The organism is Actinomyces sp. MRS3W (genome assembly GCF_032465695.1).
Lineage (GTDB): Bacteria > Actinomycetota > Actinomycetes > Actinomycetales > Actinomycetaceae > Actinomyces.
On the sequence record NZ_JAWDJJ010000171.1, the window covers coordinates 1 to 13794 of the forward strand.

Annotated in this window: 10 protein-coding genes, 1 tRNA gene and 1 rRNA gene; 7 read left to right on the forward strand and 5 right to left on the reverse strand. The window is 67.0% G+C overall.

What is annotated here, in order from left to right; all coding sequences use genetic code 11:
- The coding region (locus RWX45_RS06195; RefSeq protein ID WP_410050688.1) for a DNA helicase at positions 1-4062 on the forward strand (4062 nt) is incomplete at its 5' end.
- An 83-nt stretch (positions 4063-4145) separates the two neighbouring features.
- On the opposite strand, the gene RWX45_RS06200 is transcribed toward RWX45_RS06195, so the two are convergent.
- From RWX45_RS06200 to RWX45_RS06215, 4 genes are all read right to left on the reverse strand, one after another.
- On the reverse strand, positions 4146-4328 hold the full coding sequence (locus tag RWX45_RS06200) for a hypothetical protein (protein ID WP_316022892.1): 183 nt from the start codon (positions 4326-4328) through the stop codon (positions 4146-4148).
- Between the two features lie 170 nt (positions 4329-4498).
- The gene (gene mscL / locus RWX45_RS06205; protein WP_316022893.1) at positions 4499-4879 is read right to left on the reverse strand and encodes a large conductance mechanosensitive channel protein MscL; all 381 of its coding nucleotides are present in this window, start codon (positions 4877-4879) and stop codon (positions 4499-4501) included.
- Positions 4880-4995: 116 nt separating this feature from the next.
- The gene (locus RWX45_RS06210; protein ID WP_316022894.1) at positions 4996-5688 is read right to left on the reverse strand and encodes an RcpC/CpaB family pilus assembly protein; all 693 of its coding nucleotides are present in this window, start codon (positions 5686-5688) and stop codon (positions 4996-4998) included.
- 167 nt (positions 5689-5855) lie between these two features.
- The gene (locus RWX45_RS06215) at positions 5856-6518 is read right to left on the reverse strand and encodes a 5-formyltetrahydrofolate cyclo-ligase (protein WP_316022895.1); all 663 of its coding nucleotides are present in this window, start codon (positions 6516-6518) and stop codon (positions 5856-5858) included.
- 189 nt (positions 6519-6707) lie between these two features.
- Here RWX45_RS06215 and glp point away from each other — a divergent pair, with 189 nt between their 5' ends.
- From glp to RWX45_RS06235, 4 genes are all read left to right on the forward strand, one after another.
- A complete protein-coding gene (gene glp / locus RWX45_RS06220; RefSeq protein WP_316022901.1) occupies positions 6708-7919 on the forward strand; it encodes a gephyrin-like molybdotransferase Glp in 1212 nt (403 codons plus the stop codon).
- Positions 7920-8004: 85 nt separating this feature from the next.
- Entirely contained in the window at positions 8005-8619 is a 615-nt protein-coding gene (locus RWX45_RS06225) for a GNAT family protein (RefSeq protein ID WP_316022896.1), read from the forward strand.
- Positions 8620-8759: 140 nt separating this feature from the next.
- A complete protein-coding gene (locus RWX45_RS06230; protein WP_316022897.1) occupies positions 8760-9944 on the forward strand; it encodes a hypothetical protein in 1185 nt (394 codons plus the stop codon).
- Positions 9945-10105: 161 nt separating this feature from the next.
- A tRNA-Ala gene (locus tag RWX45_RS06235) sits at positions 10106-10181 on the forward strand.
- A gap of 122 nt (positions 10182-10303) precedes the next feature.
- Here the strand turns inward: RWX45_RS06235 and RWX45_RS06240 are convergent.
- Entirely contained in the window at positions 10304-10597 is a 294-nt protein-coding gene (locus RWX45_RS06240) for a hypothetical protein (protein WP_316022898.1), read from the reverse strand.
- A 716-nt stretch (positions 10598-11313) separates the two neighbouring features.
- Here RWX45_RS06240 and RWX45_RS06245 point away from each other — a divergent pair.
- Both RWX45_RS06245 and RWX45_RS06250 read left to right on the forward strand, forming a co-directional pair.
- Entirely contained in the window at positions 11314-11682 is a 369-nt protein-coding gene (locus RWX45_RS06245) for a nuclear transport factor 2 family protein (protein ID WP_316022899.1), read from the forward strand.
- Between the two features lie 430 nt (positions 11683-12112).
- Positions 12113-13678, forward strand: a 16S ribosomal RNA gene (locus tag RWX45_RS06250).
- Positions 13679-13794: the final 116 nt, after the last annotated feature.

The following is a 13794-nucleotide window of genomic DNA, read 5'->3' on the forward strand; positions in this document are numbered from 1 at the left end:
GACCAGACTCGGGAGCCCGCGGCCGGCGTCGAGGCCGCGCAGCCGGATGATGCTCCGCTGCTGGACGACGACCGCCGCTCGCGCATCGACCGGGCACTTGACGCGTGGCGTGCGGAGCTTGCCGACCTCAGCGGCACCTCCAGCCTCGACACCTTCTCCGACCGTGACGGCATCGTCGATCTCACGGCCGCGCACCCCTCGGGCCTCGCCCAGCTGTATGCCGGCCGTCCCACTCACCTGGGCAGCCTCGTGCGCGAGCGCGTGGCACTCGGTGTTGCCCGCCAATCTCTGCGAGAACTGGCCGAACGCACCGACGTGCTCTCTCGGCGCTTTGGTGTGGCCCCCGTGTACTTGGCTATCGGCGTGGCCGGCTGGACTGAGCCGGTCACCACCGGCGCGCCGGATGCGGACGACGCCGATGCGAGTCCGGACGAGGCGAGCGAACCGGTCGCGGTGCGCAGCGTCAGCGCCCCCGTGCTGCTGCGCCCCGTCCGCCTGTCCAGCTCCACCGCAGACGCCTCCCTCACCCTTGACCAGTCAATCGAAGTCAATCCCGTCTTGACCCGGGCACTGCGCCACCACGGGTGCATGGTCGACGTGGATGTCGTCGCCCGGGCCACCCTCTCCGATGACGGCTTCACCCCGCGCGACGCCCTCAACGGTATCGGCTCGCTCGGGCGCGAGTATCTGCCCGGATTCGAGATCCACGAGCGCCTCGTCGTCGGCGCTTTCGTCCACCCTGGGCAGGCGCTGGTCGAGGACTTCGACGCCACCATCGGCCGCGCCCGCACCTCGGCGCTGGTCGCTGCCCTCGCCGGTGACGCCGGGGCCAAGGCAGCACTGGACGTACCTCTGCCTGAGCCCGATCCCACCGACCGGGCCCCGGAGTGCGAACGCGGCGTGGGCGACCTCGACTCCGCCCAACTCGACGCCGTCGAAGCAGTCGGCTCCGGTGCCTCGCTGCTGCTGGACGCTCCTCCCGGCTCCGATGTGGCCGCCACCCTGGCCGCGATCGCCGCCGATGCGGCCGCCTCCGGGCGCACCGTTCTGCACGTGCCGGCCACGAGCGCCGACGGCCACGCGGTTGCCGATGCCCTGCGGGAGCTGGGTCTGGGCACCATCGTGCTGGACCTGACCGAGGATCCCGCTTGGCGCCACCATGCCGCCGAAAGTATCAAGACTGCCATGGGTGTGGGCGTCCCCGATCTGGACGTCACCGCCATTGTCGGCATGCGCGAACGCCTGGTGTCGGTGCGCGAGAAGCTCTCCCGCTATGTCACGGCTTTGCACCGCCGTCGGGACCCGTGGGATGCCTCCGCCTACGACGCGCTCCAGAAACTCGCTGAACTCACGTCGGGGCGGGTGCGGGCCCGGACCAGCGCCCGCGTCGCCCCCGGCCGGCTGGAGCATCTGGACGCCGCCGGTCGTGAACGCGCCTCCGCGCTCCTCCACCGCGCCCACGATCTTGGACTGCTGACGACGGCACTGGCCGACTCCGCCTGGTACGGCATGGCTGTTGCCGACGTCGATGAGGCCACCGACGCCCTGGCCCGACTGACCCGACTGGCCGACGAGCTCCTGCCCGAGATCGCCAGGCAGAGCGACGAGGTCCACGCCTCGGTTGGCATCATCAAGGCCGAGACTCTGGCGCAGTGGTGTGAGCAGTTGGAGATGCTCGACGGTGTGCGGGACTCTCTCGACGTCTTCCTGCCGGAGGTTTTCGAACGCTCCGCCGCAGACATGGTCATCGCCACCGCTTCCAAGCGCTGGCGGCAGGACCACAGGGTGGAGATGGGACGCTCGGCCCGGCGTCGCTTCACCAAGCAGGCGAAGGACTTGGTACGCCCCGGCCGTGAGGTCGCCGATCTGCACGGGGAACTGGTCAAGGTGCAGCAGCGTCGCGAGGTGTGGCGCCGCTACGACCCCGACGGCGGCTGGCCCCACCTGCCGCAGGGATTGGATGAGATGCAGCGCGTAGCCGCTCGGGCCCGCGACGCCGTCGCCGCCCTGCAGCCGGTGATCGGAGCGGGCACCGACACGCCGCTCATGGAGCTGCCGCTTGCCGAACTGTTGGAGCGCGCGCAGGTACTGGCCGCCGACGACGTGACCGTCCATAAGCTCCCGGAGATCAACCGGGTGGCTACGGCGCTGGACGACTTGGGACTCACTGCGCTGTTCGACGACCTGGCTGCGCGGCAGGTCGACTCCGACCAACTTGACGACGAGCTCACCTACTGCTGGTGGTCTTCTTTGCTGACACAAATCATGCACGATGACCCCGACCTGGGCGGTCTTGATGCCGACGCCCTGAGCGACCTGGCGGTCTCCCTGCGAGAGCTCGACGCGTCTCAGGCCGACTCCCTGGCCGGACCGGTCGCGCAGGCCTGCGCCCGCCGGGTGCGGGAGGCCATTGAGGCTGATAAGGATGCCGCGCGCAGCCTGTACCGTGCCCTGTCCCTCGAGGACGGGGTGCCGCTGCGTGACGTGATCGCCGCACATCCGGTTGCCCTGGTCGCTAAGCCGGTGTGGATCGTCCCGCCCACGCTCGTCCCGCAGGTCTTCGCCGCCGACGCGGTCATCGACCTGGCTATCCTCGACGCCTCTGCCCACGTGCCGGTTTCCCAGGTGATGCCGGCCTTCGTGCGCGCCGAGCAGGTTCTCGTCGTCGGCGACCCGAGGCGGTCCACCTCCGGGCTGGCGTCCGAGTTGGGGCCGTTCTTGCCGCGGGTGACGCTGCCGACGGGCCGCAACACGCTCGATGCGGAGATAGCCGCCTTCCTCGCCGCCAACGGTTACGACGACGTCGTCGAGGCGATCCCGGCGCCACCGGGCAGGTCCCGTCTGTCCTTGGAATTGGTTGATGGTCGCGGCATGCCCGCCCCCGGCCGCACTGCGGTCGAGTCGGTGCCCGCGGAGGTGGGGCGTGTGGTCGACCTCGTCATCGACCATGCCCTCACTCACCCCGAGCAGTCTCTCGGGGTCATCGCCCTGAATTCGCGCCACGCGGAGGAGATCCGCCGTGCCACCACGGCTGCCGTCACCGGTTCACCGGCACTGGCCGACTACTTCGAGATGGGGGTATCCGAGCCCTTCGTCGTCGTCGACCTGAGCGAGGCGCGCTCCCTGCGTCGCGACCGCATCATCATCTCCGTCGGGTACGCCAAGACTCCGCACGGGCGCACCATTCACAGCTTCGGCGAAGTCAGCGACGTTGGCGGCATGGTTGGTCTGGTTGACGCACTGTGCGCTTCACGAGGCGCCACCCGGGTCGTGTCCTGTCTGGGGCCGGAGGATATCGACGCCGATCGTTTGCATGCCCCGGGCGCGCGATTGCTGCGCGAGGTGCTGGCGCATGCCGCCGATGAGGGGGGCCAGTACGCCCAGCAGGAGGAGACCGCGCCCGATCGGTTGCTCGTCGAGCTTGCCGAGCACCTGTGGCGCAAGGGTCTGGTCGTGGTGCCCCGTTACGGCATTGAGGGGGGCGTGCGCATCCCCTTGGCCATCGGCCACCCGGACCTTCCCGGGGAGTTGCTCGTCGCCGTGCTCACCGATGATGCGCAATACGTGGCCGAGCCAAGCCTGCGGCGGCGGGACCGGCACTGGGTCGAGCGCTTGCAGCAGCGCGGCTGGCGTGTGCATATGGCCTACTCGCCTGGGGTGTTCGTCGATGTTGAGGCGGAAGCGCAGAAGATTGAGGCACAGGTGCTGTCGGTGCTTGCCTCCCGCACCGAGGCAGCGCCTCCCACCATCGCGGCCCTGCCAGAGCGGGTGGAGGACGCCGAGGTGATATCACCTGCGCGGTCCGCCTCGCAGGCCGAGCCGGCCCAGACGCGTGAGGCGAATGTGTCCGCGCGCGCGATTCGCCCACCGATTGCGCAGGGCTTGCCGCTGCAGGCCTACTCCGACGACCAGCTCGACGAGCTCGTCGCCTGGATCCGCTCCGACGGCGTCCAGCGCACCGAGGCCGAGGAGGTCGAGGAACTGCGTCACGCGCTGGCGCTGAGTCGGCACGGCTCCGGAATTGACGCGGTGCTGGCCCATGCGGTGCGGCGAACGCGCTGAGCGACGGTGGTTGACCGATGAGTAAAGCTTGTGCGGCGGACGATGGAAAGCGGCGGGGCGGTAGACGACGCGCCGTCGCCTTGTCACCACAGGACCAGGCCCGTGTCGCCCGGGGCGAGGCGCCTCAGGCACAGGCGGAGGCGGCGCGGCGCCGGCAGCTTGACGCGCTTACCGACGCGCGCTCCCACGATGGCGGCGTGTTGGGACGCGAGTCCGCTGCCGAGCACGCCAATGACGCTCGGCTGCTGCGTGACGTACCGCCTCATTGGGGTTGAGCCGTGAGAGGTGGGGCCCGGCAGCCGGGGTGAATACGTCTTAGGTCCTACGCCTGACGCCGGATCACCCCATAACGAAGTGGCGCCCGCCGGAGGCGGACGCCACTGGGTGCCGCCTCAGCTCCAGCAGCTGTCAGAGCTGAGGCGGCGGGGGCAGGAGGTCAGGACTGCTGCTTGAGCAGGTCGCGGATCTCGGTGAGCAGCTCGACGTCGGTGGGCTCGGCTGCCTCCTCCTCTTCCTTCTTCAGGCGCGCGTTGAGCCTGTTCATCGGTGCGACGATGCAGAAGTACACCGCGGCGGCGACGAGCAGGAAGTTGACAGCGGCGGTGATGATGGTGCCCGGCTGGATCGGGTCGGAGCCGTTGATAGAGAACTGCAGCACCGAGTCGAAGTTCGGCTTGCCCACCAGGGCGCCGATGATGCCCATAATGACGTTGGTGATGGCCTGGACGATGGGGGCGAAGGCGCCACCGATAATGACGGCGACGGCCAGCTCCAGGACGTTGCCCTGGGCGATGAACTCCTTGAATCCCTTAATCATGGGGAACCTTTCGTTGCGACGCGAGGGCGCAGGCAGGCCGCTCGCGGAAGTCGGGGCGGGGATCGGGCCGACCGCTCTGGGACGAGCCGCGACCGCATGGCTGAAGGCGGGCGTCGTCATGGGCTCAGCACAATGCCGAGCGCACCATTCGTGGCCGCGCCAACAATTAGACTAGCGTCTACAGCGGGAACGGCAAGGGTCACGAGTGTGACCTTCGTCTGGGATATCCATCCGCTGTTCTCGCCTTCCTCTTGCGTGAGCACCACTCGAGCGCCGCTGCAGATGACGGCGGCGCTGCCCGCATCGGTTCCGGTGGTCGCGGCGCTCCGTTCCGCCACGATGTCGACCCGCGCCCCCGGTTCGGCCAGCTCGGCGCCGACGTTGATGGGCACCTGCACGAGTCGCTCCGCGGGCGTGAGGGTTGCGGCCAGGGACGCGCTCGTCATCGAGGTGGTGAGCACGGTGCCCTCCTCCAGCGTGATAGCGGCCCGGCTCCCCACGACGTCGGAGTCGGCCAGGCCCTCCGCTGGAAGTGCAGACTGCGGGACCGCACGTACCTCAATATCCGCGTCGGTGAGCACAGCGCCGGCGTTGACCGGTCTGGCGATGACGACCACCTCCTGCATTCCCTCCGGAGCCGGCCGGAGCACACCCAGGGCGGCCATGACGGCGGCACCCAGACAGACGGCGACCACCAGATGGCGCTGCCGCCACAGCAGCAGCGAGGGACGCGGCAGCCGACGTTGGCCCGAACGCGGTGAGGACTTGGTACGGCGGTTGCGGTTCGCGTGGCGATGCAGAAGAGACATAGGGCCAAACTGGCACGTGGTGCCATCAGGCGCATCCCCGGATACTGCAGCCTGTGGACGGCTGCGTCGCGGGGGTGCCGCTCACCGCCCCTGTGGACGACAACCCCTCCCCGAAACCGGCACTAATGATGTGTCGGTTTCGGTGAAGGGATCGGTACTAGATGAGACTAGGCGAGTTCGTGCGGACCGTTCGCGAAGGCCGATCCCTCCAACAAGAACCACTCGTCGGGAGTGATGACGGCGTCGACGCGGGCATCGTGCGCCTCCGTCGGTAGCGGACCCGCCACCAATTCGTCGTCGTGTACGACCGCGAAGACCGGCGTGTCCGCTGCGCGCAGCGGGAGCACGCGGTCATACCAGCCACCACCCTGGCCGAGCCGGTGCCCCGAGCGATCGACGGCGAGCGCCGGGATAATGAGGGCCTCAGCGTCGGCGACGGCGGTGTCGGGCAACACGTCGCCGCTCGGCTCGGGGGGACGGCCGGGGGAACGCTCGGCCAAGTCGGCGATGCCGTGGAAACGGCCCCAGGAACGGGACAGGTGCGGCCCGAGCACGGGCAGCAGGACGTTCACCTCCAGCTGCTCCAGGTGCTCAAGGAGCAGCCGTGTGCAGGGCTCGTGGCCGACCGACACATAGGCCGCCACCGTGTTCATGCCGGCGATGGCCTGAAGAATGTGGCTGGTGAGCATCTCGCAGGTCGAGTTGTGCCCATGCTCGGGGTGACGGTGGTGGGTGGAACGGCGCTCCCGCAGGACTCGGCGCAGCTGTTCCTTGGCATCGCTGACCGCCAGTGAACTGGTGTCGGGCAGGACGTGTGCCTCGGTGCTCATGGTGGCATTGTCGCAGGTGAGGAGCCCCAGCGGTGAGTTGATGCCGGAGACGGTGTGGGGAGTACTCCCCGGTCAGGTCCGCTTAGGGGAACGCGAGCGGGTTGATGGTGAGCGAGGCGGTATCGCCCGGTAGCCTGTAGCCGATACGCCCGGGCCGTGAGATTCGGGCAGGAGGAGGACTGGACCCTTATGCGCACCGTCGCCGAGCACCTGGCGGCCTGTCTCGACATTGCCCAGGCCGCGGCCCCCCTGGACCTGGTCCTCCTGGACGCGGTGGGCTGTGTCCTGGCGGAGGACGTCGTCGCTGACATTGACCTGCCGGCCGTGGACCTGGCCGGACTGGATGGATACGCCGTCGCCGCTGCCGACGTCGCTGACGCCGGACCGGACACCGCCGTCGTCCTGGACGTGATGGATGCGGTCCGTGCCGGGGATATGCGGCCCACCCGGCTGGTCCCGGGAGCGGCCATTCTCATTGATTCGGGCGCGCCACTGCCACTGGGGGCCGACGCCGTGGTGCCGTGGACAGATACAAATCGTGGCGAGTCGCGGGTTGAGGTGCGCGCGACGGTCACGGCCGGGGAGAACGTGCGCCGTCGCGCCGAGGATGTGCAGGCAGGCACGACGGTTCTGCCACAGGGCTCACGCATCTCGGCGCGTCACATCGCACTGTTGGCGGGGATTGGTCGTTACCGCGTCAAGGTCCACCCCGCGCCTCGCGTTGTCATCGTGTCTATTGGCGATGAGCTGGTGGAGCCCGATGACACCCGGGAGGCGGGGGATGTCTTCGACGCCAATGGGCACGCGCTCGCCTGCGCCGTCACCGATGCCGGCGGCCAGGCCTTCCGGGTCGCGGCGGTGCCCGATGAGCTAGGAGCGCTGGCGGAGACGATTGAGGATCAACTGGTGCGTGCCGATGTGCTTATCACCACCGGTGGGTTGAGTGTCGGGCAGGGAGACACCGTCAAGGATGTGCTGGCACCGCTGGGGACGGTCCGCTTCGACGCCGTCGCCATGTCTCCCGGGCGGCAACTGGGAGTGGGCATGATCGAGGACACCCCGATCTTCTGCCTTCCGGGCGACCCGGTCAGCGCGCAGATCGCCTTCGAGACCTTCATCCGCCCGGTGCTCCGGCAAATCGCCGGGTGGCAGGACCTGCATCGCGCGTCCGTACCCGCAACGATGTCGGCGGGGTGGCATTCCCCGGCGCGCAAGCGGCAGTTCGTGCCCGTGCATCTGACGGGGTCGCCTGCACGCGGATACTCCGCGGAGCCGACGGCGCAGCCCGGCAGCACGCGTCTGCTGGCGTTGGCGCGCGCTAATGCGATCGCCGTCGTACCCGAGGACACGCAGACGGTCATCTCCGGCGACACGCTGCACTGTCTGCTGCTTGATGCCTGAGCCGCGCACACCGGGAGCACTGGCCCGCGTGAACATTCTGGGCCCCTTCGCTCGCCGGGGCAGACGTCGATTTCAATGGCCGGTCGTGCTGGCCACCACCGCGGTGAGCCAGCGTGGATTGGCGCGGGGGCCGAGCTCGGTGGTGCTGCGCCCCATCCGCAGCAGTGATGAAGCGGTCTGGCGCCGACTGCGCCTCGCCGACGACGCCCGGTTGACCCCTTGGGAAGCGACGCTTCCGCCCGGCAGCCCCGACGAGCTGGGCAGTTTCTCGGAATATGTGCGTGCCCAGAACCGCCTGGCTCGACGCGGCGAGGCGATGCCCTTCGTTCTGGAGGTCGACGGCGTGTTGGCGGGGCAGGTGTCGGTGTCCTCCATCCGCTGGGGCGCGCTCGAATGTGCGAGCGTGGGGTACTGGATCGGTGCTCCGTGGGAGGGCCGCGGGATCATGACGCTCGCGGTGGCCATGGTGCTGGACCACTTGCTGGGCGAGAGCGTGGGGCTGCATCGCGTGGAGATCGACGTCAGGCCGGAGAATGCGCGCAGCTTGGCACTGTGTCGGCGCCTGGGACTGCGCGAGGAGGGGCTGCGTCGGGGGCTCATGCACATAAACGGCGCCTGGGCGGATCACGTGACCTTCGCCGTCGTTGCTGAGGAGGCGGCACGGACGGGCGGATTTGTGAAAAAACTGGGACGTATGTGAGGAATGGGATTAGAGAGACGAAGGAGGTGCGCACTGGCGGAATTGCCGCTCATAGTGCGGATGTCATGCCCTCCAAAATGCCTGCCAACACGCCGCGCCCATGCCCGAATTCGGCAAGCTCTCCCCTTTACGGTTGAGGTGTGGGAATCGAAACCTGGGCGCTGGTCGCACTCGTCACGATTCTCGCCGTGTACCTACTGCCGTTCCTGGTCGGGCGTCGTGAGGCGCTGGGCATGTCTCATGCGGAGGATCGTTATTCCTCGGGGTTGAGGCTTCTCGCCACCGGGAGAGCAACCTCCGCGGAGGAGACCTGCGGCGGTGGCGGACACATCATGATCTTTCGACGCCGACCGGAGGTGAGGGCGATGAACAGGCCCGAAGTCAGGAACGTGCGTGCGCTGCGCAAGGAGCGCGAGCTCGTGCGCGTTCGTCGCGCACATGAGCAGAACCGCGAGCGGCGCCGTGTCGCCGCCTCTCACCGCGCCACGGTCGCGCTCATTCTGCTCGGCGTCACCCTCGGTACCGTCGTCCTGGCCGCAGTCACCGTGCTGCCGTGGTGGCCGGTTGCGCTGCCCGCGGCATTGCTGTGCGCCTCCGCCGTCGCCGGACGACGGGCGGCCCGCGCCTCTGCAGCCTCCGATCGGCGCGAGCGTCGGCGCATCGCCGCCCTCGAGCGGGAGCTGACTGCGCTAACCGGCCACTCCGCAAGCCCCGGCGCGCAGGCCACGGCGTCTGCGGAGCCGATGCCGACCACGGCACGGGAGGCCGGCGAAACCTCCCAGGCTCGGACCGTCTCCTCGGGAACCGCCGCGGGAGGGGAGCAGACGCTGCAGTCCATGCCCGCTGAGCAGACTGCCCGCGCCGACGACGACGCACGTGTACAGGCGGAGGCCGGGGACATGATGCCCGTCAAGGGGCATGCGGTTCGTGACGGCGAGGAGGCCGCCGACGCGTCGGCGGCCGCCGAAGTCGGCGAGACGGCGTACCTGCCTGAAGCCCCGGCCGCGGCCTCTGCGGCGGATACGGTGGCCGACGACGCCTCTGGCACCACCGCGACGCGGGACGAGAAGACTCCGACGACTCCACCACAGGGGTGGCACCCGGTGAGCGTGCCCGCACCGACCTATACCCTCGCCGCACGGGCTCCCCGGCGCACGTATGAGGTGCCGGCGGAGGAGTCCTTCGATTCGGCTCCGGTTCCCGAGCGTCCCCGCAACGTGCACAGCTACGCGACGTCCGGCGTCGAGGCGGGTTCCGATGAGCCGGTCTTCCACCCCATCGATCTGGAAGCAGTGCTGGAACGGCGCCGCGCTGCGGGTGCCTGAGAGGCCAGGACAAGACGCTGTCGACGGGCGGGGATGCCGGCGCGATCGGGGCAGTTGCGGGAACCACTATCCCGGCGTCGGTCGGTAGGCCGGTGTTGTGACTCACTGCGAGGCAACTTGCGGGTGCCCGCAGTCCGGGTGCTACGATCGGCAGCGTCCATGGGGCTATGGCGCAGTTGGTAGCGCGTCTCGTTCGCAATGAGAAGGTCGGGGGTTCGAATCCCCCTAGCTCCACCAGATAATGATTCGGCTGTACGCCCCGCCCGGTTCGGGCGGGGCGTTTTGTCGTAACGCTCAGGGGACGATGGCGATGGGCCCGGACGCACAGAAGGATCCCTCCCTGTGCCGGTGAGGAACGCTCAGCGGGAACCGAGGGGCGCGCGGGAGGACGGCTCGACGCGCTCGGCCTCGAACGCGGGAGACGATGCGTCGGCGCGGCGCAGGCGTATGAGCCAGTACAGATCGATGAGTGCGATCGTGGCGTTCATGCCAACCGCCGGCCAGACTCCCAGCACCAGGTTGTAGGCCGTGGCAATGAGCGACCCGGTGAGGTTGAGGGAGCGGAAGGTGCGTTGACGCGCCACCATGAGGGAGATAACCACGAGACCGGAACCGATCCATCCGATGACCTCGAGGATTGTGCGAGTGTCCACGTAAGCTCCTGGACCTGCCCGGCTGGTCAATGCCTGCGCACTGGTCGAGTCTGAACGCCTCGCTGCCGGGGCTTAGGAGAATATCGACGCGTGTTGGGTCCGCGCAAGCAATGGCAGCGAGTGCGCGGGTTGTTGGAGCTGATATGTGTTGTGTTCGGTATGTGGCAGGGTGTGGGTGGGGCTGTTGTCGTTAGGCTGTTTTCCGGTGAGCACGTGCCGTGGGTTTTGCTGTGTTTCCTGACGGTAGCTGGAGTCTGGTTGTCGTCGAGTATGTGCCGGGGCTTCGCCGTCCCCTTGTCGGTACCCGGACCCGGTTGGTCGTCCGGTGCGGGCGGGGTTCGGGTGACTTGAGCACGCGGGGTAGGCCTCCAGGACGCGCGGGAGCCGCCCAGCAGCTCTCCAGACGCGCGTTCTGGCCGGTGCAGGAGCGTTCTCGGCGGCTACCCTGCGTGCCCGCGGGCCGCCCCCGCGTGTTCGAAGGCTGCTCTCTTGGGCCGGCGAACAGCTCGTCTTGTTCGGTTAGGAGTTCCCGGAGCTTGTAGGCACGGGTGCCCGCACACCTCAAAGAAAACCGGTCCCACACACAAGACCACTGACAACTCGAATGCGGAAAGAAGCGCTCCGCGGCGGCGGATGGAAGCAGTGCGGACTCGAGGTCGGTACGACGTCCTCGGGTTGGGCCCGGGCATCCGATGTTTCATCTGTACCATTGGGACATGAAGGCCTCGTCGGATGGTGAACTCGAGTGCGTTCTGGCGCGGTTCTTCGCGGCTGAGAACGCCCGGGACTGGCGTGCTTACGCGAGTTTTCTGCATCCGGACGTTGAGTGGACCCTGTATAACCATGGCCAAGCGCACAGAAGGATCGGCCGTGAGGAGTACCTGCGTGCGATCAGAGCTGCTTATCAAGATGTGTCGGTGAGGTTCCGATGCGTCGAGACGCTGAGCGATCCCCATCAAGGCCGGATCGTTGCGGTATTGGTGAACGACGCTGGCGAGCGTTCGCTGGACGTGTTCGACTTCGACGACAACCTCATCCGGTACGAGTGGGAGTTCCTTCTAGGCACAGGTGATCACGGAGGCTGACCCTCACAGCGCCGTGCGGGCCCGCGGTACACCGGGAACGGCCAGTGTGGCGAGGGAAGGGGCGCTACGAGGCGCGGGAACAAGCGGTGGTGCAGATCACCGCCGCACGGTTTGACGCTCCGGGAGGGGCTGTGCCTAAAGTACTCCCCGCTGCGGCGATGACTTCCGGGTCAGAGCGGCAGTCGAAGTAGATAAGGACGGCTGACGCCGAAGGCGGCAGCGCGGGTCTCCTAAGAGATCGGGATCACCAATTCCGAGCTTGACTGATCCTCGAAAGTCCGGCTAATCTACTCCGGTGCCTTGAGGGGCTGCGATGGAGCGCGAAAGCGACCGTCGGACTCTTGTGGGTGTGTTGTTTGGGATCTCGATAGTGTGTCGTGTTTGTTTGTTTTGGTTGGTGTTTTGTTTTTTTTTGGGTTTTTGTTTTGTTTTTTTGGAGAGTTTGATCCTGGCTCAGGATGAACGCTGGCGGCGTGCTTAACACATGCAAGTCGAACGGGCTGGCTCTGGTTTTTTCTGGGGTTGGTTAGTGGCGAACGGGTGAGTATCACGTGAGTAACCTGCCCTCTTCTCCTGGATAACTGCTTGAAAGGGCGGCTAATACGGGGTGGTCTGGCCTGCCTGCATGGGTGGGTTGGTATAGGTTCAACTTTTGTTGTTCTGGTGGGGGATGGGCTCGCGGCTTATCAGCTTGTTGGTGGGGTGATGGCTTACCAAGGCTTTGACGGGTAGCCGGCCTGAGAGGGTGGACGGCCACACTGGGACTGAGATACGGCCCAGACTCCTGCGGGAGGCAGCAGTGGGGAATATTGCACAATGGGCGGAAGCCTGATGCAGCGACGTCGCGTGAGGGATGGAGGCCTTCGGGTTGTGAACCTCTTTCTCCGGTGGTGAAGGCCTGCCTCGTTTGTGGGTGGGTTGACGGTAGCCGGGGTAGGAAGCGCCGGCTAACTACGTGCCAGCAGCCGCGGTAATACGTAGGGCGCGAGCGTTGTCCGGAATTACTGGGCGTAAAGGGCTTGTAGGCGGCTGGTCGCGTCTGCCGTGAAATCCTCTGGCTTAACTGGGGGCTTGCGGTGGGTACGGGCTGGCTTGAGCGCGGTAGGGGAGACTGGAACTCCTGGTGTAGCGGTGGAATGCGCAGATATCAGGAGGAACACCGGTGGCGAAGGCGGGTCTCTGGGCCGTCGCTGACGCTGAGGAGCGAAAGCGTGGGGAGCGAACAGGATTAGATACCCTGGTAGTCCACGCTGTAAACGTTGGGCACTGGGTGTGGGGGCCCTTTTCCGGGGTTTCCGCGCCGTAGCTAACGCGTTAAGTGCCCCGCCTGGGGAGTACGGCCGCAAGGCTAAAACTCAAAGGAATTGACGGGGGCCCGCACAAGCGGCGGAGCATGCGGATTAATTCGATGCAACGCGAAGAACCTTACCAAGGCTTGACATGGGCTGGTTGCTGCCGGAGACGGTGGTTCCCTTGCTGCTTTTTGTGGTTTGGGCTGGCCTGCAGGTGGTGCATGGTTGTCGTCAGCTCGTGTCGTGAGATGTTGGGTTAAGTCCCGCAACGAGCGCAACCCTTGTCCCGTGTTGCCAGCGCGTTATGGCGGGGACTCGCGGGAGACTGCCGGGGTGAACTCGGAGGAAGGTGGGGATGACGTCAAATCATCATGCCCCTTATGTCTTGGGCTTCACGCATGCTACAATGGCCGGTACAGTGGGTTGCGATGCCGTGAGGTGGAGCGAATCCCTTAAAGCCGGTCTCAGTTCGGATCGGTGCCTGCAACTCGGCACCGTGAAGTTGGAGTCGCTAGTAATCGCGGATCAGCAACGCCGCGGTGAATACGTTCTCGGGCCTTGTACACACCGCCCGTCACGTCATGAAAGCCGGTGACGCCCGAAGCCCGTGGCCCTACGGGGAGCGGTCGAAGGCGGGGCTGGTGATTGGGACGAAGTCGTAACAAGGTAGCCGTACCGGAAGGTGCGGCTGGATCACCTCCTTTCTAAGGAGCATTTTTGCTGGCCGGAGCGAACAGGCATCCTGCTTGTGGTTGTTGGGGCGTGTGTTGCGTCCTGGTGGCTGCGGGTGGGGCCCTGCCCTTCTTGTTGGGGGTGGGGT